An 18,419-nucleotide genomic window follows, 5' to 3' on the forward strand; every position below is an offset into this window, starting at 1 on the left:
CTGAATTCCTTAAAAGCGATAACTGAGCAGCAGATTATGGGTCCAGACGTCACCTTTGCTGGCGCCGGCCTGAAGATTTTCGCTGTTGTAATCCTTGGGATCACGCAGGGTGGCGGCTAGGTCGAGGATGATGGCATCAAACTGAGCGCCCACACCAAACTGCCATCCCCAGCCGTTAAACACACGGTAATGATCGCCGGCAGCACGCTGAACCAGCATTTTTTCATAGTGCCAGGCTGGCCCGGTGTAGATACGCAAGCCGGGTTCGGCCAGCCCCCAGCCCCACATCAGCTGGGTTTCGCCGCCCTGCAATTGGATGTCATCCTCACCATTAAGGCGGTAAAGAATAAAGCGCGAGGCGGCATGGTTGCTTTGTGGGAATTCGGCGAACAGGCTGAATCCCTGTTGCTCGCCGTTGGGCAGATAAGAAGGAGCATTACCTATATCGGCCTGAAAGAGCCCGGCACCCACACGGAAATTGGTTGGTTCGCTGTTATCGGCGGCCAGTATCGGCGCTGAGCAAAAAGCAAGCGCTGAGATCAGCAGAGAAGCGCGCAGAGTGCTTTGCATCGGGTCGTCCTTAGTCATTTTCTGAGCTTATCAAACGTGTTGTTACGCTGCTGATAAGGCGGATATTCAGGCTGGCGCCAAGGCTATCCCAGCCTTTTGGGGATGGCAAGCCGGACGGCCTTCAGGCGCTCTGCAACGGTCTATACTGATACTCTTTATAATTAGAGAGTGTGTATGCTGATGCTGTTTTTACGCCCGTTATTGCCGGTGTTATCTGCGAGTCTGTTTCTGGCGCTGATGGCTATTCCTGCGGCATGGGCTGGTGATGATCAGAACCTGCTGGCTTATCCGGTACAGGATGCCCGCGATAGCTTTCGCACGGGGCAATATGAATTTGTCGGAATTCAGCTGGCAGATGGCGTAGAATTGCCCGGTTTGAAAGATGCGGAAGCCGATAAGGTGCGGCGGGAGTATCGTATCCGGCCATTGAATAAGCGTTGGGAAACCTTTGCCAATGTCGAAGATGACCCGGCAAAACTGGCGCGGCTGCGCCAATATGCTCTGCGCTTTAATCTGACTATGTGGCGCTTAATGCAGAAAAAAGAACTGCAGGACGCAACCCGCTACCGTTACTGAGGTGAATGGCCTCATATCATTGTGTTGTATGAGGTGTTTGTGGATTGCCGACTCGGTTGTGGTGCCTGTTGCATTGCCCCCTCTATCTCTTCTCCTATTCCCGGTATGCCCGGCGGTAAAGCCGCCGGTGAGCGCTGCGTACAGCTGGATGAACATAATCTGTGTCTGCTTTTTGGTGATCCGCGCCGGCCTGCGGTATGTGGCGATTTTAAAGCCGATGAGGAAGTGTGCGGTACGGACAATCAGACAGCGCTGGATAACCTGACTCTGCTGGAAGATTCAACGGCGATTATTGTCCGTTCGCACTGAGCCTATTGGCACCCATGAAAAGAAACAAAAAAGCAGCCATTGGCTGCTTTTTTGTTTCTGGCGTTGTTGTTCTCTGGAGACGTCTGCCCGGGTCAGAGGCGGAATTTCTTCACCAGAGTGCTGAGGTGGTTGGCCATATTCACCAGACGCTTGGCAATATCGGTGGTCTGCTCGGCGCTCTGTGAGGTGTTGAGGGAATGGCTGCTGATACTTTCAATACCCTGACTCACATTACGTCCGACTTCGACCTGCATATGCATACGTTTCAGCGTTTCGTCGTTCAGGCTGCTCATACGGTCAACGTGCTCGGTCATGCTGTGCAGGGCTTTGGCTGCCTCGTTTACCCGCTCCATGCCTTCTTCGGCAATGCTCTGCGCATTGTGCATGGAATCGACCGCATGACGTGCTTCTGATTGCAGTTGCTCGATCATGCTTTCAATTTCCTGGGTCGACTCGTGTGTGCGCTGCGACAGTGTGCGTACCTCATCGGCGACCACCGCAAAGCCGCGGCCGGATTCCCCGGCCCGGGCAGCTTCGATGGCTGCGTTCAGCGCCAGCAGGTTGGTTTGCTCGGCAATGCCTTTAATAACACCCAGTACGCCGCCAACATTATTGCTGCGCTGATCAAGCGATGCGATTACCTCTGCGGTTGATTGAATCGCGGTATTCATGTTGCTGATACTGGCCGATGCCTGATCGGTTTTAATCACGCCGTTACGGGCGACAACCTTGGCCTCGGCAGAAGCCTGGCTGCTTTGTTCCGCGTTGGCCATAACCAGCTGAATACTTTCGTGCAGCTCTTCAATGGCATGCTGAATCTGTGTGGTTTCCGCTTTTTGTGACTGGGCGGCCTGTAGTGACTGGCTGGACGACACGTTGATATTTTTCGCCGCGTCCTCAAGTTCGCCGGAAGAACTGACCACCTGGCGCAGCGAGTCAGAGAAGCGCTCAATCATTTTATTGAGGGCCATTGCTGTGCGGCCGATTTCGTCAGCACTGTCGACTTTTACCAGTTGCGTCAGATCGGACTTGCGTTCCATCTGATCCAGTGTGCGGTGCATACGGCGCACCGGAGAAATAATGACTTTGCGCAGCAGCAGGGAAAGAATAATCAACGCGGCAATAAACATGGCTGCCTGAATCAGTCCCATCTTGAGCATGTTGTTGAAAATATGGCCATCAAGTTCGTCCAGCGAGTAGCTGATGCGGATGGCACCAAGGACATCACCTTCTTTGGCCTGATGGCAGCCGAGGCAATTGGTGCCGCGGTAATCCTCATGGGCCAGAACCGGGGTGAGAAAGGTCAGGGTGTGGCCGTCTTTGCTGTCGTTTTCAATAAGAATTTCCTCGCCGGCCAGTGCCCGCCGGTCGAGTTCATCAAGGGGATACTCGTGATCAAGCCCCTTACCATACAGCGCATCAATTTTCGGGCTGCGCAGCATCCGCGCTTCGACAATATTGTTGTCGGACAGCAGCTTGGTGCGTACCAATTCGCGGTTTGATATCGCGCCGGATATCATCAGCATATTCATGGTATCGAGATAGCCTGAAGCTTTATCCCGCAGTTGGGCATGAACCATATCTGAGCTCATTTTACGCTCAGCGGATACTGCAACACTGATAACAACAATGAGGACCAGCAAAAAGATACTGCCTAAAGCAAAGTAAACTTTATGCTGAATGGACTGGCTATTACCCTTCATGAAATTTCCTTAGTAGATGGCGGCATGACGGACGTTATATTCAAGCCTAGACCATTACTGGCAACTGACTAAATTATCGAGAGGAAGAAAAATAATGTACAAACTGGTGTTTTATGTGCCTGCGCCGGATCTTGAAAAGGTGAAGGACGCTGTCTTTTCTGCCGGTGCAGGAAAAATAGGTGAATATCAGGAATGCTGCTGGCAGGTTGCAGGCATCGGTCAGTTCCGCCCGTCAGCGGCGGCCAATCCTTTTATCGGGCAGGCCGGTCAGCTGGAGCAGGTCGAGGAATACCGTGTGGAAATGGTCTGTGCGGATGAGTTGATCGGCGCCGCCGTTCAGGCTCTGAAAGTGGCGCACCCATACGAAGAGCCAGCATACGATGTATGGCAGCTGGCGCCCTTATAAATCCGGTTGCTGCAATCCCTTCACTACAACCCCTTCGCCAGAGCCTGGGATATATCGATATCAAATACATGGGTTGCCTGCTGAGCTGACGGGTTGGCGAAATAGCGTTTTAACGTCTTGCTGACGGTAGGAAAGGCCAGCTCTTTCCAGGGGATGTCGTCTTCATGAAACAGGGCTACCTCAAGGCTTTCATCGCCCGCAGCAAATTCTGCTTTTTCCAGTTCGGCAAGAAAGAATATATGTACCTGATCAATATGCGGCACCGTGATCATGCTGAACAGGGATTGCAGCTGTACGACCGCGCGGGCTTCTTCCCAGGTTTCACGTAAAGCGGCTTGCTCGGTGCTTTCGCCGTTTTCCATAAAGCCCGCTGGCAGGGTCCAGAACTCCCGGCGCGGTTCGATGGCCCGGCGGCAGAGCAGTATCTGCCCTTTATGAACCGGCAGCGTACCGGCCACTATACGGGGGTTCTGGTAAAAAACGGCGTTGCAGGCGGGGCAGACAAACCGCGGGCGGTTATCGCCGTCAGGGATGATAAAGGTAAGTTCACTGGCACAATGGCTGCAGTATTTCATGGGATGTCCGGCCGCTGAATAAAGATTAGGGCCTGTTTAATTAATGTTAACAGACCCTGGCCGAGTATAACTGACTCAGGAACTGGCCCGGAACGGAAAAGGGATAACATTGGCAACACCAGCGTTATTGGCTGTGTTGCGGCTGAGAAGTGCATCTGCGTTGCCGTCGTCACTGAAATTCAGACTCTCGACCATGCAGTGCAGACGCTCGTGCATCATACGTGACATGCGCAGGCAGGCCGATAATGGATTACTGGCACGCTGGCGTTCCATATCAATCTGAAATTGCAGGCCGCGCAGACGGCGGCGGAAATCTTCACCTGCGCTGTTAATGGTCTGCTCGATCAGTTGCTGGCGCAACGCTTCCAGAGCTTCCGGATTGTGATTGGCCAGTTGTTTCAGTTCATCAAAGGGCGGCAGTTGCACAACAGGCACTCCGTGCAGGTTTTTGTTTGCATTTCTCTGGTTTTAGTCTACCGAATTGCAAGATGTGACAGAATCCTTTTGTCCGTCTGAAAAAGCCGGCTAAATGACTGAATTAATTAATAAAAATGGTCAGGACTGATCACTTCCTATGGCTTAAATCGTTTAAAAACAGAATGTTAAGTAAACGATCTGAGAGTGGTTGTGATGATCCTCCTGTGAGGATTCATACAATAGTCGGAGCTTTTAATGACTAAAAAATATAAAAAATCCCTTATTTGTTACGTAAGCCAGAGCAGTACTGGCTCGCTTTTCATCCAGACATTACAATGACGTTATGAATTCATCTCCGCTCTTCGACTATCTGCAGCTGCGTCTGCAGCAACATCAGCCACGAAAAGTGCAGCAACCCGATCTGGCTGAAGCTGGTGTTTTGGTTGCCCTCACCGACGAAGAGCAGCCGCAGGTGGTGTTAACCCGCCGGGCCGTGCATTTATCGACCCATCAGGGAGAAGTTGCTTTTCCTGGCGGCAAGCGTGACCCGGAAGATCAGAACATTATTATTACGGCACTGCGTGAGGCTGAAGAGGAAGTGGCACTGGCACGCAACCGTGTCAGGGTTCTGGGGGAGCTGGATCAGGTGGTGTCACGCTTCGGCTATCTGGTAACGCCGGTGTTAGGGCTTATTCCACCGGAAGAGCCGCTGATTGCCAATCCGGGTGAACTGGATGCGGTATTTAAAGTTCCGTTAAGTCATTTTCAGTTGCCGCCCAGCCGTTATTTTGAGCGCGGCCAGATCCGCATTCCCAGTTACGATTTCAATGGCTTCCACATCTGGGGGCTGACCGCCATGATGATTGCGGAGATGATGAATCATCTCTGGGATTGCGATATTCCGTACAAGGTATAGGAAGAACTCTATGTTTTATCAGCTGGGCGAGCGTCGTCCGACCCGTGGACAGGATGTGTTTGTTGCCGACGGCGCCAGAGTGATCGGCAGTGTTGTTCTGGGCGACAACAGCAGCATCTGGTTTGGTGTGGTTATCCGCGGTGATAACGATCTGATCACCATTGGTGAGCATTCCAATGTGCAGGATAACGCGGTGCTGCATACCGACTCCGGTATCCCGCTGACCTTGGGCAAGGGTGTAACGGTGGGTCATAACGCCATGCTGCACGGCTGTACGGTTGGCGATTATTCGCTGATCGGTATTAATGTGGTGGTGCTGAACGGCGCGAAAATCGGCAAGCACTGCATTATTGGTGCGAATGCGCTTGTGCCGGAAAACATGGAAATTCCCGATGGTTCACTGGTCGTAGGGTCGCCTGCGGTGATTAAGCGCCAGCTGAATGAGATGCAATGCAAAATGCTGGAAGGCAGTGCCGCGCACTACGTGCACAATGCCAAACGCTACCGCGAACAACTGCAGGAGATTGAACTGTGACGACTCCGGTCCGCTCCCCGTGCGTGAGTATCTGTGCGTTGGATGAAAATGATGTCTGTGTCGGCTGTTACCGCAGCGGCGAAGAAATCAGCCGCTGGGGGCGCTACAGCGATGACGAGCGCCGGGCTGTACTGCAAAAAGTGGCAGCGCGCGAGCAGGATGCGATGAATTTTACCCCCGTAAAGGCCGACTGACCGGCCACTTCTTTTCTTTCTGATGGACAACACCATGACAACACTGGGAACCCCTTTTTCTCCGACAGCCACCCGGGTGCTGCTGTGCGGTGCCGGCGAGCTGGGCAAAGAAGTTGTAATTGAACTGCAGCGTCTGGGCTGTGAAGTGATTGCCGCTGACCGCTATGCGAATGCACCGGCGATGCAGGTGGCTGATCGCAGCCATGTGGTGAATATGCTCGATGGCGCAGCGCTGCGTGCGGTGATCGAACAGGAAAAACCGCATCTGGTGGTGCCTGAAATCGAAGCCATTGCTACCGCAACGCTGGCCGAGCTGGAGCAGGAGGGCGTGCGCATTATCCCGACCGCCCGCGCCACCCAGCTGACCATGAACCGCGAAGGCATCCGTCGTCTGGCGGCGGAAACGCTCAAGGTTCCGACCTCAAGTTATCAGTTTGCCGATAACGAAGAGGATTTCCTGAAAGCGGCAGAAGCCATTGGTTTGCCGTGTCTGGTGAAGCCGATCATGAGTTCCTCCGGCAAAGGACAGAGCTTTGTGCGTGAGCAAAGTGAGCTGGCCCGCGCCTGGGCTTATGCGCAGGAAGGCGGCCGCGCTGGTAAGGGCAAAGTGATTGTTGAAGGTTTTGTCGACTTTGATTTTGAAATCACGCTGCTGACCATTCGCCATAAAGACAGCAACGGCAATACGGTGACCAGTTTCTGTGAGCCTATTGGCCATCGCCAGGAAGACGGTGATTATCAGGAATCCTGGCAGCCGCAGGCGATGACGGAAGCCGCACACGCGAAAGCGCAGCATATTGCCAAAGTGGTGACTGATGATCTGGGCGGACTGGGACTGTTTGGCGTTGAGCTGTTCGTCAAAGGCGATGAGGTGATTTTCAGTGAAGTTTCACCACGCCCGCACGATACCGGGCTGGTTACACTCATTTCACAGGATTTATCCGAATTTGCCCTGCATGCGCGGGCGATTCTGGGGCTGCCGATTCCGAATATTCAGCAGCATGGTCCATCGGCATCCTCGGTGCTGCTGGTGGCGGGTGAATCCACCACGATGCAGTATTCCGGTCTGGATAAGGCGCTGGCTGAAATTCATACTCAGCTGCGTTTATTCGGTAAGCCTGAGGTATCCGGTAAGCGCCGTTTAGGTGTGGCGCTGGCCCGTGATGAAAGTATTCAGGCGGCGAAAGACAAGGCTAATCGGGTGATTGCTGCCATACAGGTGACTCTGTAAAAGGCATTTCCGGGGTAATAATCTGCAGCATATTGCAGTTACGCCCGGAAGCTTTGGCCTCGTAGAGAGCGGCGTCTGCCGCTCTTAACCATTCTTCTTTTGACATATTTTCCAGCCACGGGCCGGATTCCCGGATCCATGCAATACCAAAACTGATGGTCAGTTGTTTGCTGACCAATGAGTGTTCATGGCGGATATTCAATTCGCGGATGCTCTCGCGGATTCTGTGGCGTACCGCATCCAGATTGTTGGCATCATCAATATATAAAATCAGCGCAAACTCTTCGCCGCCAAAGCGCGAGGTAATTTCATCGGTACGTTTGGCACAGCTTTTTAACGCCTGGGCAACGCGGTGCAGCGCATCATCACCCACCTGATGACCATAGTGGTCGTTAAAGCGTTTGAAATAATCAATATCCACCAGAATTAAGGCAGCGGACTGTTTATGTCGTTTCAGGCGTTTCCAGGTGGATTCCAATGCGTCATCGAAGGCACGGCGATTGGGAATGTTGGTCAGCCGATCTGTATTGGACAGCTGTTCAAGACGCGCCTGTTGCTGGCGGGCGGTATATACCAGCTGGTTGTAGGTATCGCGCAGCTGGCGCAACTCACGGATGCGGAGTGGTGTGGTGAACAGTACCGGACGCAGCATGCCGTCTTTATTATTTAACTCCAGCAAATCGGTTGCTTTACGGATTGGAGTAATCAGTAAATGAACCAGAAGAATAAAAATAATGCCCGGAATCAGCGCAATCAGCAGAAAGGCTGTGATGACATTGGAACTGAGGAATTGCGGCAGTTCCTGCTGATGATGAATGCGGAAACAGTACACCGGCTGTTGCTCCGGTGACATCAGGCAGCGGTCATGAAATGTCTGTGCGTCCTCGGGGCTGGTGAGCAGGTCGACGGCATTCTGCGGTATGTCTGTCCGCATCAGCGGGATGCGGGTAATCCGTTTCCAGACAGACAGTATGTCATCATCAAGCAACTGGAAAAAAATAAGCCAGCCTTGCCTTGGCCCTGAGTTATCGGAGTGCATTACCGGGCTGATGGCTAACAGATACGGTGATTCATCAATGCTCTGAAACAGCGTTGTTGGCTGGTCATTCAGATGTTCAACGCCACCCTGTTGCAACCAGTAAAGCAGACGCGTGCTGTTGCTGGTTACAAGCGATGACTCACTGTTGTATTCAAGATTAAAGACAGGCTCACGCTGATTATTGAGCAGCAGGGCACCGGACAGCTTCAGTGATTCGAAGGTGGTGTCAGTAAAGTTAGTGGCGATGTATTCTCTATAAGGTTCCTGAACGTAATGCCAGGTATCGTCCCAGTTGGCATAGTCGGAAACAAAGGTTGCCAGGGTTTCTTTCTTCAGTTCCAGCACACTGTTGAGGCTGAACATTTCGTTCTTCTGCGTTTCCAGTGCCGTGTTCAGTTCGGCCGGATAAAACCACAGCCAGCGCACCAACAGTAACCCGGCGAATAGCAGGGCAATAAAAATGATCGAAAGAAAAAGAAACAGCTGACGGATAGAAAACATAAGGTCTCTGTCTGGTTGTCCGGCCGGGTGCAGTGGCATGGACAGTCTCATTTAGGTCTGTTACGAACCCTCAGTGCGGTTGACCGGCTATGCAGACGGTTTCGTCACTGACTTTAAAAGCATAGCCGAAGCGGCGCGATAAAATGCGTAACCTGCGGTTTTTTCAGGCCGTTTTCTGATCTGTATCCGGCTGTGGGGTGACAATTTGCGGAAAACGGCTGAAAACACCACTTGACCTGTGAGTTACTCAAAGGTTTAAGCTGCGTTAATACTGAAGTATGTTCGGGCAGGAGAAGACTATGCGGGTACTGGAACTGGCCAGACGCGAGCAGGTTAATGCCAATACCATCCGCCATTATGTGCGGATCGGATTACTGAAACCTGGCAAAGACGACAGTGGTTATCATCATTTTACTGTGGCAGAGCACAAGCGCCTGCGTTTTATTCTGCAGGCGCGGGATCTGGGCTTCACGCTGGAAGATATCCAGACCATGCTGCAGGCCGCAGAACAGGGGGAATCGCCTTGTCCTACGGTACGCCAGCTGATCGAACCCCGGTTGTCAGAGGCCCGGGCGCGTCTGGCGGCGATGCAGGCTCTGGTCGCGCGGATGGAGCAGGCGGTTGAGCAGTGGGCCGGGCAACCTGATTGTGTCCCTTGTGGAGAACATATCTGTCATTTGATAGAAGGTGCCGATGTGCATCTGAGTGAACGTTGTGGAAGTCGGGGAGAATCTCAGCATGACTGATACGGAACGAAAGAGCTGCTGCGGCAGTGAGAAGGAATCAAAGCAAGCTGAGCAGGGCTCATGCTGCGCTACTGAAACGAAAGAAACTGAAATGAAAGCAACTGAGAGTTCGTGTTGCGGCAGTGCGAAAACATCAGCAGAGCCAGTGTCATGTTGTGCCGCGGAAGTAAAAAACGCGGAAGTAAAAAAAACTGAAGTAAATAGCAGCGAAAGCTCATGTTGCGGCAGTGCGAAAACATCAGCAGCGGCAAAACCGGCCTCGTGTTGTGCGGCTGAAGCGAAAGTCGCTGAGAGTTCGTGTTGCGGCAGCACGTCCGCAGTGGCAGCTTCCTGTGGTACCGAAAGCGGTGAGTCAGGCGGTTGCTGTCCGCCGGCAGAAAAAGGCCGCATCGACTGGATCTTATGGGGCTGCGGCAGTTTTGTGGTGCTGGGCTATATCGGTTTTTTATTGTTGGGTCATCAGCCTGACAGCAGTCTGCCCTGGCTGGGCGTGATGCTGCATACCTCGTATGAAATGGTTAACGCCATGTGGTGGGGGATTCTGACCGCCTCGTTCTTTGTCGGCTTGCTGGGGCGTATTCCGCGTGAGCTGGTGATGTCGGTTTTGGGGAGGGGCGGCAGTAAGCGGGGATTATTCCGTGCGACGCTGGCCGGCTTGCTGCTCGACCTGTGTAACCACGGCATTTTAATGGTGGCGATGAAGCTGTATGAACGTGGCGCCAGTATCGGTCAGGTGATGGCTTTCCTGATTGCCAGTCCATGGAATTCTTTAACGCTGACGTTAATTCTGATTGGACTGATAGGCCTTAAATGGACGTTGTTATTTATTGCCGCCTCTCTGCTGATTGCCTGGATCAGCGGCTGGATTTTTGATCGACTGGTTGAGCGCGGTACGTTGCCGGCCAATCCGAATCAGGGCGAATTTCAGCAGGTTCCCTTTCTGCCAACGCTGAAAAATACCTGGAAAGACAATGACTGGTCAGTACCGTCGCTGTTAAAGATGTTCTGGCAGGGCTTTAAAGAATCCAAAATGGTGTTGCGCTGGGTATTCTTTGGTGTGGTGTTAATTGCACTGGTGCGTGCCTTTGTGCCGGAAGACAGCTTCGGCATCTGGTTTGGTGCCAGCTTTACCGGACTGTTAATGACGCTGCTGGCCACGACCATTATTGAAGTCTGCTCCGAAGGCTCCAGTCCGATTGCCGCCGATTTATTTAACCGCGCGGCGGCGCCGGGCAATGCCTTTACCTTCCTGATGGCCGGAGCCGCTACCGATTACACTGAAATCATGGCGCTGCAAAACACCACCAGAAGCTGGAAAATCGCGCTGTTTTTACCGCTGATTACCGTGCCGCAGGTACTGCTGATTGGCTGGCTGATGAATACCGCCGGGGTGTAATTGTTCTGCAGTAAATAAAAACGCCGCACTAGGGCCTGTTAACACTACGTGAATCGGGCCTGCTGAGAGCCAGTTTTTCTCAGAACAAGGAGAGAGGAGTGATATTAGCGGGCTAAATGAATGACGAACGACGACGTTAATGAGGAAAACTGGCCTCAGCCCGAAGGGTTATGGCTAAAAATCCCTCATCCTGCGTTGCTGTTCGTTCGCTTAACCCGTTAGGCCACACTCTCAGCGCCTTGTTTGAGAATTTTTTAGCCGATAACAGGCCTGTTTAATTAGTGTTAACAGGCCCTAGCCAGATTAGTGCGGCGTTTTTTTAAAAGCAGGTTTTTATACCGGAAGCCTGGTGAAATCCAGAATCATCAACCGTCCTTCAAAACGGTTCGGTTCTAGGGCAAACCAATGCTCGTAGGTAAAGGCCGCAGGCCAGAGTTTTTCACAACGATTGGTTAACTCATCGAAGGTTGAACGCCCCGGATCGGCCAGAATAATCTGTTTAACGCCGGCTTTTTTTGCGCGTTTAAACAGGCGCAGTAAATCGCTGACCATTTCATCCCAGAAACAGATATCGGCACCGATAATACAATCGAATTTCGCCAGATTCTGACCTTTCATATCGTTAAAGGATGCGTGTAACGGACGCACTTTGGCATCGTTTGCGGCAGCCACCATATCCAGATACGGAAATACGCTGTCATCGACATCCAGACCGGTCACTTTGGCCTGTTGCTGGCTGGCACAATAGACCGCCGCCGGCCCCCAGCCACAGCCAAGCTCCAGTACCCGGGTGTTTTTCGCCAGCGGGTTGCTGCTCAGCCAGTCCATCAAAAGAAAACTGGACGACCAGGTTTTATGGCCGTGGACGCTTGGCTTAGCCACTTTTTTCAGTTTGCGGACCAAAGGGTGTTTCGCGGTAAAAAGGTAAATGCCATAGGCATACTGCATATGATCTTCGGCGAAGATTTCGAGGCGGGGCATGATAGAAAGCGCTTTGACAGACTATGTTGAGCGCCAGTCTACTGGGTTTTTTATCAGCCGCAACAGAATTGAGCTATTGCTACCAATGCTTCTTTGTATAATTCTGTACAGTAATTTGTATAGGTTTTATGGAGGCTTTATGAATTTATCCGAGTCCAGACCCGTTGTAGCTTCCCGCGGACTGTTTCCCGCCGCTCTGCTGCTGGCAGCCAGTGCGCTGTTAACAGGCTGTGCCGGCGTGCAGGTCGATGAGTACGCCGGGCGCGCTCCGCTGCTTGATCCGCGCACCTTTTTTGATGGCACCATCTGTGCCGACGGGGTGGTGCGTGACCGCTCCGGCAAGCAGATCCGCCAGTTTAATGCCCGTATTCTTGCCAGCTGGGAAGATCAGGGTAACGGTTCTGAAACCGGCACTCTTGATGAAGTTTTTTACTTCTATGATGAACCCGGTGCCTCCGCTGTCGAGGAAACCCGCGTCTGGACGCTGACGCCCAATAGCACCGGCGGGTATCACGCCAGCGCCACGGATGTGCCGCAGCCGACCACCATGAAGCATGCCGGTAACAGCATTCAGATGGCCTACACCCTGCGTTATGGCAAGCCCGGCGATACCATCGACCTGGATATGGATGACTGGATGTTTCAGGTCGCCGACGGCGTGGTAATTAACGAAACCCGTATGAGCAAATGGGGGATTCATGTCGGCCAGGTGCTGCTGGTGATGCGTAAAATGCCGGACGGATATCAGTGTTTGAGCGCGCGCGACTGAGACACTGATGAGTTTATCTATTAAATAAATTCAACTTTGTATTAGAAATCATCGTTTTATCTCATGATTGAATTTGGCCAGAATGTGAAAATCATTCAATCATTGAGATATTACGATGACACTTTTTCATACTCTCGGCTTTCCGCGCGTCGGTCAGCAACGCGAACTCAAATGGGCGCTGGAATCGTTCTGGGCCGGTAACAGCACACAGCAGGAACTGCTGGATGTGGCACATACCCAGCGTCTGGCGAACTGGCAACGTCAGCTGCAGGCGGGCGCCGATTTTATTACCGCTGGTGACTTTGCCCTTTACGACCATGTGCTCAATACCAGCTATCTGTTTGGCCATCTGCCGGAGCGCGCGCGCCATGGCGACGATGCGCTGAACCAGCTGTTTCTGGCGGCCCGTGGCCGTACCCCTTGTGGCTGTACCAGCCATGCCAGCGAAATGACCAAATGGTTCGATACCAACTATCACTATCTGGTGCCTGAGTGTCGGGCAGAGGATGAATTCCGCCTGCAACCGGAATTACTGCTGGAAGAAATCCGTGCCGCGCGGGCGGTGTATCCGAAAGTAAAAGCCGTGGTACTGGGGCCTCTGAGTTATCTGTATCTGGGCAAAAGTCTGGATAACAGCAATCGCCTGAACCTGCTGGCTAAATTACTGCCGCTGTATTCCGAATTATTTGCCCTGTTAAAAGCCGAAGGCATCGACTGGCTGCAACTGGATGAGCCGATTTTAGCCCTCGATTTACCGTCGGACTGGGCGCAGGCGTTTGAACCGGCGTATCACACCCTGCGTAATAATGGCCTGAATCTGCTGCTGACTACCTATTTTAATGGTCTGGAAGACAACCTCAGCCTGGCGCTGAATCTGCCGGTGCAGGGTGTGCATCTGGATCTGGTCAGTGCACCGGAACAGCTGACACCGGCGCTTGATCGTATCGGGCCTTATAAAGTGCTGTCGCTGGGCGTTATTGATGGGCGCAATATCTGGCGTTCCGATTTAAATGCGATCCGTGAATCTTTGCTGGAAGCCAAGCAGCAACTGGGCGAGCGTTTATGGCTGGGCACTTCCTGTTCATTGTTGCATGTACCCTATGACGCCGCCGGTGAATATCAGCTGTCGGATGGCGTTGGCCAGTGGCTGGCGTTTGCTCAGCAAAAACTGGAAGAGGGCGTATTGCTGCGCAATGCATTAAATAACAGCGACGTGCTCAGCTCTGCCGCCTGGCAGGCACAGGCCGATGCCATTCAGGCGCGCCGTACCTCAACCGCGGTACATAAAGCCACGGTAAAACAACGGGCCGCCGATGCTGCAGCGTTCGACTGGCAGCGCGATTTACCTTTTAACGAGCGCGCGGCATTACAGCAGGAATTACTGCAATTACCGCTGTTCCCGACCACCACTATTGGTTCTTTTCCGCAGACCAGTGGAATCCGCCAGTTACGTCGTCGTTTTAAACAGGGCGAGCTGACGCTGGCAGAATATGAAGATGGTTTAAAAGCCGAAATCGTGCATGCCATCCGGGTGCAGGAACAGATTGGTCTGGATGTTCTGGTACACGGCGAAGCCGAACGCAACGACATGGTGGAATATTTCGGCGAGCAGCTGGAGGGCATTGCAGTATCGGCCAACGGCTGGGTACAGAGTTATGGTTCGCGTTGCGTTAAACCGCCGATTATTTATGGCGATATTGAACGTCCGCAGCCAATGACCGTGCGCTGGAGCGAATTTGCCCAGAGCCAGACCGATAAGCGCATGAAAGGCATGCTCACCGGTCCGGTCACTATTTTAAAATGGGCATTTGTGCGCGATGACCAGCCCTGGTCAGCTACGGCTTATCAGCTGGCGGCGGTGTTGCGTGACGAAGTGCAGGATCTGGAACGTGCCGGTATCCGTATTATTCAGGTGGATGAACCGGCGCTGCGTGAGGGCCTGCCACTGCGTAAAGCGGCGCATAAGCAGTATCTGCAATGGGCGGTGAACAGCTTCCGTTTCAGTGTGACCGGTGTGGCTGCCGCCACCCAGATTCATACCCATATGTGTTATGCCGACTTTGACGATATTCTGCCGGCGATTCAGGGCATGGACGCTGACGTCATTACGCTGGAAACCGCGCGCTCGGCCAGTAAATTACTCGCAACCCTTAAAAGCTCGCCGTACAACAATGGCATTGGCCCGGGGGTTTACGATATTCACAGTCCGAATATTCCGGCCACTGACGCGATGCTGACTATTCTGCGTGACTCGCTCGATGTTGTTGCTGCGGAAAATCTTTGGGTGAACCCGGACTGCGGCCTGAAAACCCGCCGCTGGGAAGAAGTGATTCCGGCGCTGGAAGCCATGGTGGCTGTTGCCGTGCAATTGCGTACTGAGGTTAAGGTAACCGAGCAGGCCTGAATAAACAGGCTGGCCTGAGCCGGTTAAAGGCCAAAAAAATCAGACGCTTTGGGCAGAGGTGGTGAACGCTACCTCTGCCCTTTTTTTGCGCGTTACTGCGGGTAATGATTAACCGCAAAACTGAACACCACCTTCACCATAAAAAATACGCAGCACAGCAGAAACCAGGCCGGTATTGGCAGGGCAATCAGCACTAACAGACCGATACACATTAAAAAGGCCCCAAAAAAGGTCTGCAGTTTATGTCCCTGCAGCTGGTTAATAATCAGAGCGGCTGCGATGGTGTATATCCAGGTGAGTAATGCGTATTCAAATGGCGCTCCCAGAAGCCAGGCGATGGCCAGTATGTGTACATGAATCAGAATAAAAATCAGCCGGCCTTTTGGGCGCCCGGCGTAAAAACGGTTAGTGCCGTGGGTAAAGTTAGCGACACAACCGGCGAAAACATCGGCCACCAGAAGCATTCCAAGCACGGTCATCCAGGTAACTCCGGGATGTGTTGGCTGGTACAGGCCAAAATACATGACAGCACTGCCGGCCAGTGCAAACATCAGCGTGGCAACTATTTCGGCGGCTGATTGCTGTTCACCAAATACTTCGTGCAACCCTTGCGGCATCTTTATTATTTTCATTATGTATTCCCTGAGCGGAGTCTGGTCAGTCGCTATCGCTGTGTGCTTTTTGTCGAGGCCTGAAATTAGCTGGATTTCCGGGCTGGCTCAATGATTGCCCCGAGGAACAGAGTAATCCGCGGGAAAAGTAAATCGGCAGACATCTTCAGCAGGAGTGCTTAGCGGAGGACCGGGCGGGATTTATAGCGGGAAAAATTGCAGGAAAGGAGAGAATGCAGAGCCTGTTTATCACAATAAACAGGCCCGCAAGGGAATCAGCTGCGCTTACGCTGCTGTTCTTTTAAGGCCAGTTTTTCCTGGCGGCGCTTTTCAATAACGGAGGCCAGATCATTGCCGAGGTGCTCTTCGCCACGTTGTCTGGCTAATTGCATCTGCAGTTCACGCTGACGGAAACGTTCGCGCTGAGCGTCGTCGAACTCGTCATGGCAGTGATGGCAGCTGACACCGGGCACATAATGCTCGTGTTCTTTATCGGCTTCGGTAATTGGTCGGCGACAGGCGTGACATTGGTCGTAATCGCCTTTTTCCAGCTGATGATTCACCGTGACGCGGTTGTCGAACACAAAGCATTCGCCTTCCCACAGGGATTCTTCCTGCGGAATTTCTTCCAGATATTTCAGGATGCCGCCTTCGAGGTGATACACCTCTTCAAAACCCTGCTCTTTTAAATACGCAGTGGATTTTTCGCAGCGGATACCGCCGGTACAGAACATCGCAACCTTTTTGTTTTTCTCCGGGTCGAGATTTTCTTTCACGTATTGCGGAAATTCGCGGAAGGTTTTGGTGCGCGGGTCGAGGGCGCCCTTAAAAGTACCGATTTCCACTTCGTAGTCGTTACGGGTATCGACAAGCACCACGTCCGGATCAGAAATCAGGGCGTTCCAGTCGGCTGGTTTTACGTAAGTACCCACCACGCGTTTCGGGTCGATGCCTTCAACACCCAGGGTTACGATTTCTTTTTTCAGTTTTACCTTAGTGCGGTAAAACGGCATGTCATCGTCGTAGGATTCTTTATGATCGATGTCTTTCAGGCGTTCATCACGGCGCAGGTAATCGAGCAGGGCGTCGATGCCTTCACGCGAACCGGCCACGGTACCGTTAATGCCTTCGGCGGCCAGTAACAGGGTGCCTTTTACATCCAGACGCAGCATTTCATCCAGCAGTGGCTGGCGCAGGTCTTCGAAGTTATCCAGGGTAACGAATTTATACATCGCACAAACGACGTAAGGGCTTGTAGCAGGAGTGTTCATATTGTCCTCGGCTGGCCGGAACGTAAATCCGGTGCAGGGGTGAAAAGTACGGTCAAATATCAAAGCCTGTTGCCGTGAGCGGCAATAAGGCGGGCGGCATTATACCGGAATCGTGCGGCCTGCCCAGTACGGCGGGCTTTGCCCTGGCTGTCTGATGGTGCGTTGCTGTCAGACCGTCATTGGGTGGCCATTAAGCCTGCCATTAAGGCAGGCTTAGGAATATTGGTTGAAATTAATCGCAGCCAATAGCGGCCACCGCGCTGGCACGCTAAGTTCGGCAAGAGTTTTTCGTACCGGCAAAGGAGTGACCTGTGCGATTGATTAGCCTGCGATATTACCGTTCGGCCTGTCTTGGCTGCCTGTTTTTACTGCTGAGTGTCAGTGTTCTTGCGACCGCTGTCAGTACTTCTGTTACCGGGCATGATGAGGCTGTGACCATCGAATTGTCCTGGCAGGGCAGTACCGCTTCCGAGCTGTGGCTGATGGCACCTTCCGGTGAAATCATCCGCCCGACCCATCCCTTTGGCGAAACCCTTCCTGTCTGGCTGGAGCAGACTGATGCCAGTGAGCACTCCGCGGTACGTCAGCGGTTGCATATCGACCATCAGCTGGCGCCGGGTGATTACCGTATTGCGCTGCAGCTTGTTGCCGAAGCGGCAGAGGAGGCTGTTGATGCTGCCGGTGTCCGTTTTAAGCTGACGATGCGCCAGTACGGCCGGGTTATACGCCAGCTGAATGGGCGGTTGCGCAACAATTCTGAGAGGCAGAGCTCACCAGAGGTTATCTGGCGTCTGAATGCGGCCGAGCACTGGAACAGTAACCTGCCGCTGGCACTCCTGCGCGAGCAGTTTCAGGGCGTCTGGCAGCTACAGAGTTCTGAACAAACCCGGGTTTATATAAGGCTTCAGGGCCAGAGCATGGAGCTTCAGGTTTATGAAGACGGCGAATGCCAGTGGCTGGCGTTGCAGGATGCTATTGTTCTGCCCGGTGGTTTACGCTGGCAGCAGGAGCAGTTGTGGCTGCATACCGCGTTTTTCAGTGATCTGTTGTATGGAGCCGTGAGTGAGGATGAATTCTTACCCATGCAGCAGGCTTCCTGGCCGGAAGGTGAGTGTGAGGGGATGTCGTTTTAAACAACACTGCTGTGCAGAGCATTTCACCTGGCTCCCACGCTCAGCGTGGTAGCCCCTTGCTGGCACAGTTGCATTCCCACGCAGAGCGTAGGGAGGAGAAAGGAACGAGAAAGCATAAAAAAACACCGCCATTGCG

General features: G+C 52.9%; 20 protein-coding genes. 12 read left to right on the forward strand and 8 right to left on the reverse strand.

Annotated elements, in window-relative coordinates; genetic code table 11:
• Positions 1–9: 9 nt before the first annotated feature.
• Positions 10–570, reverse strand: a complete 561-nt coding sequence (locus MT343_RS08005; protein ID WP_145469020.1) for a hypothetical protein — start codon at positions 568–570, stop codon at positions 10–12.
• A gap of 174 nt (positions 571–744) precedes the next feature.
• Here MT343_RS08005 and MT343_RS08010 point away from each other — a divergent pair, with 174 nt between their 5' ends.
• Positions 745–1,146 carry a hypothetical protein gene (locus tag MT343_RS08010; RefSeq protein ID WP_145469019.1) on the forward strand — a complete coding sequence of 134 codons (402 nt, stop codon included), beginning with the start codon at positions 745–747 and terminating at the stop codon, positions 1,144–1,146.
• Between the two features lie 39 nt (positions 1,147–1,185).
• On the forward strand, positions 1,186–1,455 hold the full coding sequence (locus tag MT343_RS08015) for a YkgJ family cysteine cluster protein (protein ID WP_186435901.1): 270 nt from the start codon (positions 1,186–1,188) through the stop codon (positions 1,453–1,455).
• Between the two features lie 92 nt (positions 1,456–1,547).
• Here MT343_RS08015 and MT343_RS08020 read toward each other — a convergent pair whose 3' ends face one another.
• Positions 1,548–3,158, reverse strand: a complete 1,611-nt coding sequence (locus MT343_RS08020) for a methyl-accepting chemotaxis protein (protein WP_145469018.1) — start codon at positions 3,156–3,158, stop codon at positions 1,548–1,550.
• A 94-nt stretch (positions 3,159–3,252) separates the two neighbouring features.
• On the opposite strand from MT343_RS08020, the gene MT343_RS08025 reads away from it, so the two are divergent.
• On the forward strand, positions 3,253–3,564 hold the full coding sequence (locus tag MT343_RS08025) for a Nif3-like dinuclear metal center hexameric protein (RefSeq protein WP_145469017.1): 312 nt from the start codon (positions 3,253–3,255) through the stop codon (positions 3,562–3,564).
• 23 nt (positions 3,565–3,587) lie between these two features.
• On the opposite strand, the gene MT343_RS08030 is transcribed toward MT343_RS08025, so the two are convergent.
• Both MT343_RS08030 and MT343_RS08035 read right to left on the reverse strand, forming a co-directional pair.
• Entirely contained in the window at positions 3,588–4,139 is a 552-nt protein-coding gene (locus tag MT343_RS08030; RefSeq protein ID WP_145469016.1) for an NUDIX hydrolase, read from the reverse strand.
• Positions 4,140–4,214: 75 nt separating this feature from the next.
• Positions 4,215–4,565 carry a DUF3135 domain-containing protein gene (locus tag MT343_RS08035; RefSeq protein WP_186435900.1) on the reverse strand — a complete coding sequence of 117 codons (351 nt, stop codon included), beginning with the start codon at positions 4,563–4,565 and terminating at the stop codon, positions 4,215–4,217.
• 334 nt (positions 4,566–4,899) lie between these two features.
• Here MT343_RS08035 and MT343_RS08040 point away from each other — a divergent pair, with 334 nt between their 5' ends.
• Genes MT343_RS08040 through purT form a run of 4 tightly spaced genes read left to right on the forward strand, consistent with a single transcriptional unit; the run spans position 4,900 to position 7,432 of the window.
• Positions 4,900–5,472 (forward strand): CoA pyrophosphatase, encoded by a 573-nt coding sequence (locus MT343_RS08040; protein WP_145469014.1) that lies wholly within the window; start codon positions 4,900–4,902, stop codon positions 5,470–5,472.
• A 10-nt stretch (positions 5,473–5,482) separates the two neighbouring features.
• A complete protein-coding gene (locus MT343_RS08045) occupies positions 5,483–6,007 on the forward strand; it encodes a gamma carbonic anhydrase family protein (RefSeq protein ID WP_145469013.1) in 525 nt (174 codons plus the stop codon).
• Positions 6,004–6,201, forward strand: a complete 198-nt coding sequence (locus MT343_RS08050; RefSeq protein WP_145469012.1) for a DUF1289 domain-containing protein — start codon at positions 6,004–6,006, stop codon at positions 6,199–6,201. Before MT343_RS08045 ends, MT343_RS08050 begins: the two co-directional genes overlap by 4 nt.
• A 34-nt stretch (positions 6,202–6,235) precedes the next feature.
• Positions 6,236–7,432, forward strand: coding sequence for a formate-dependent phosphoribosylglycinamide formyltransferase (purT, locus tag MT343_RS08055; protein ID WP_145469011.1), 1,197 nt, complete (start codon positions 6,236–6,238; stop codon positions 7,430–7,432).
• On the opposite strand, the gene MT343_RS08060 is transcribed toward purT, so the two are convergent.
• Entirely contained in the window at positions 7,395–9,011 is a 1,617-nt protein-coding gene (locus MT343_RS08060) for a GGDEF domain-containing protein (RefSeq protein ID WP_186435899.1), read from the reverse strand. The two genes, purT and MT343_RS08060, sit on opposite strands and share 38 nt — an antisense overlap.
• Before the next feature lie 260 nt (positions 9,012–9,271).
• On the opposite strand from MT343_RS08060, the gene MT343_RS08065 reads away from it, so the two are divergent.
• Both MT343_RS08065 and MT343_RS08070 read left to right on the forward strand, forming a co-directional pair.
• Positions 9,272–9,718, forward strand: a complete 447-nt coding sequence (locus MT343_RS08065; RefSeq protein ID WP_145469009.1) for a MerR family transcriptional regulator — start codon at positions 9,272–9,274, stop codon at positions 9,716–9,718.
• Between the two features lie 319 nt (positions 9,719–10,037).
• Positions 10,038–11,114, forward strand: coding sequence for a permease (locus MT343_RS08070; protein WP_225691888.1), 1,077 nt, complete (start codon positions 10,038–10,040; stop codon positions 11,112–11,114).
• Between the two features lie 333 nt (positions 11,115–11,447).
• Here the strand turns inward: MT343_RS08070 and MT343_RS08075 are convergent, their stop codons facing one another.
• Positions 11,448–12,095 carry a class I SAM-dependent methyltransferase gene (locus tag MT343_RS08075; protein ID WP_145469007.1) on the reverse strand — a complete coding sequence of 216 codons (648 nt, stop codon included), beginning with the start codon at positions 12,093–12,095 and terminating at the stop codon, positions 11,448–11,450.
• A 139-nt stretch (positions 12,096–12,234) separates the two neighbouring features.
• Between MT343_RS08075 and MT343_RS08080 the strand changes: the two genes are divergently transcribed.
• Together MT343_RS08080 and metE are read left to right on the forward strand one after the other, a co-directional pair.
• Positions 12,235–12,864, forward strand: a complete 630-nt coding sequence (locus MT343_RS08080; RefSeq protein WP_145469006.1) for a DUF3833 domain-containing protein — start codon at positions 12,235–12,237, stop codon at positions 12,862–12,864.
• A gap of 115 nt (positions 12,865–12,979) precedes the next feature.
• Positions 12,980–15,268 carry a 5-methyltetrahydropteroyltriglutamate--homocysteine S-methyltransferase gene (gene metE, locus MT343_RS08085; protein WP_145469005.1) on the forward strand — a complete coding sequence of 763 codons (2,289 nt, stop codon included), beginning with the start codon at positions 12,980–12,982 and terminating at the stop codon, positions 15,266–15,268.
• Positions 15,269–15,360: 92 nt separating this feature from the next.
• Here metE and MT343_RS08090 read toward each other — a convergent pair whose 3' ends face one another.
• Both MT343_RS08090 and trhO read right to left on the reverse strand, forming a co-directional pair.
• Positions 15,361–15,900, reverse strand: a complete 540-nt coding sequence (locus MT343_RS08090) for a hypothetical protein (RefSeq protein ID WP_145469004.1) — start codon at positions 15,898–15,900, stop codon at positions 15,361–15,363.
• A gap of 254 nt (positions 15,901–16,154) precedes the next feature.
• A complete protein-coding gene (gene trhO, locus MT343_RS08095; RefSeq protein ID WP_145469003.1) occupies positions 16,155–17,150 on the reverse strand; it encodes an oxygen-dependent tRNA uridine(34) hydroxylase TrhO in 996 nt (331 codons plus the stop codon).
• A 311-nt stretch (positions 17,151–17,461) separates the two neighbouring features.
• Between trhO and MT343_RS08100 the strand changes: the two genes are divergently transcribed.
• Positions 17,462–18,283: a hypothetical protein gene (locus MT343_RS08100; RefSeq protein WP_145469002.1), complete on the forward strand. Its 822-nt coding sequence runs from the start codon at positions 17,462–17,464 to the stop codon at positions 18,281–18,283.
• The last annotated feature ends 136 nt before the right edge of the window (positions 18,284–18,419 follow it).

This window comes from Venatorbacter sp. C2-1, assembly GCF_022832715.1.
GTDB classification, from domain to species: domain Bacteria; phylum Pseudomonadota; class Gammaproteobacteria; order Pseudomonadales; family Oceanobacteraceae; genus Venatoribacter; species Venatoribacter alkanivorans.

What these genes read in the sequence shown, in the direction of transcription:
- MT343_RS08005 (WP_145469020.1), bottom strand. Translation starts at nt 570, where the DNA reads ATGCAAAGCACTCTGCGCGCTTCTCTGCTGATCTCAGCGCTTGCTTTT.
- MT343_RS08010 (WP_145469019.1), top strand. Translation starts at nt 745, where the DNA reads ATGCTGATGCTGTTTTTACGCCCGTTATTGCCGGTGTTATCTGCGAGT.
- MT343_RS08020 (WP_145469018.1), bottom strand. Translation starts at nt 3,158, where the DNA reads ATGAAGGGTAATAGCCAGTCCATTCAGCATAAAGTTTACTTTGCTTTA.
- MT343_RS08025 (WP_145469017.1), top strand. Translation starts at nt 3,253, where the DNA reads ATGTACAAACTGGTGTTTTATGTGCCTGCGCCGGATCTTGAAAAGGTG.
- MT343_RS08030 (WP_145469016.1), bottom strand. Translation starts at nt 4,139, where the DNA reads ATGAAATACTGCAGCCATTGTGCCAGTGAACTTACCTTTATCATCCCT.
- MT343_RS08040 (WP_145469014.1), top strand. Translation starts at nt 4,900, where the DNA reads ATGAATTCATCTCCGCTCTTCGACTATCTGCAGCTGCGTCTGCAGCAA.
- MT343_RS08045 (WP_145469013.1), top strand. Translation starts at nt 5,483, where the DNA reads ATGTTTTATCAGCTGGGCGAGCGTCGTCCGACCCGTGGACAGGATGTG.
- purT (WP_145469011.1), top strand. Translation starts at nt 6,236, where the DNA reads ATGACAACACTGGGAACCCCTTTTTCTCCGACAGCCACCCGGGTGCTG.
- MT343_RS08060 (WP_186435899.1), bottom strand. Translation starts at nt 9,011, where the DNA reads ATGCCACTGCACCCGGCCGGACAACCAGACAGAGACCTTATGTTTTCT.
- MT343_RS08065 (WP_145469009.1), top strand. Translation starts at nt 9,272, where the DNA reads ATGCGGGTACTGGAACTGGCCAGACGCGAGCAGGTTAATGCCAATACC.
- MT343_RS08075 (WP_145469007.1), bottom strand. Translation starts at nt 12,095, where the DNA reads ATGCCCCGCCTCGAAATCTTCGCCGAAGATCATATGCAGTATGCCTAT.
- MT343_RS08080 (WP_145469006.1), top strand. Translation starts at nt 12,235, where the DNA reads ATGAATTTATCCGAGTCCAGACCCGTTGTAGCTTCCCGCGGACTGTTT.
- metE (WP_145469005.1), top strand. Translation starts at nt 12,980, where the DNA reads ATGACACTTTTTCATACTCTCGGCTTTCCGCGCGTCGGTCAGCAACGC.
- MT343_RS08090 (WP_145469004.1), bottom strand. Translation starts at nt 15,900, where the DNA reads ATGAAAATAATAAAGATGCCGCAAGGGTTGCACGAAGTATTTGGTGAA.
- trhO (WP_145469003.1), bottom strand. Translation starts at nt 17,150, where the DNA reads ATGAACACTCCTGCTACAAGCCCTTACGTCGTTTGTGCGATGTATAAA.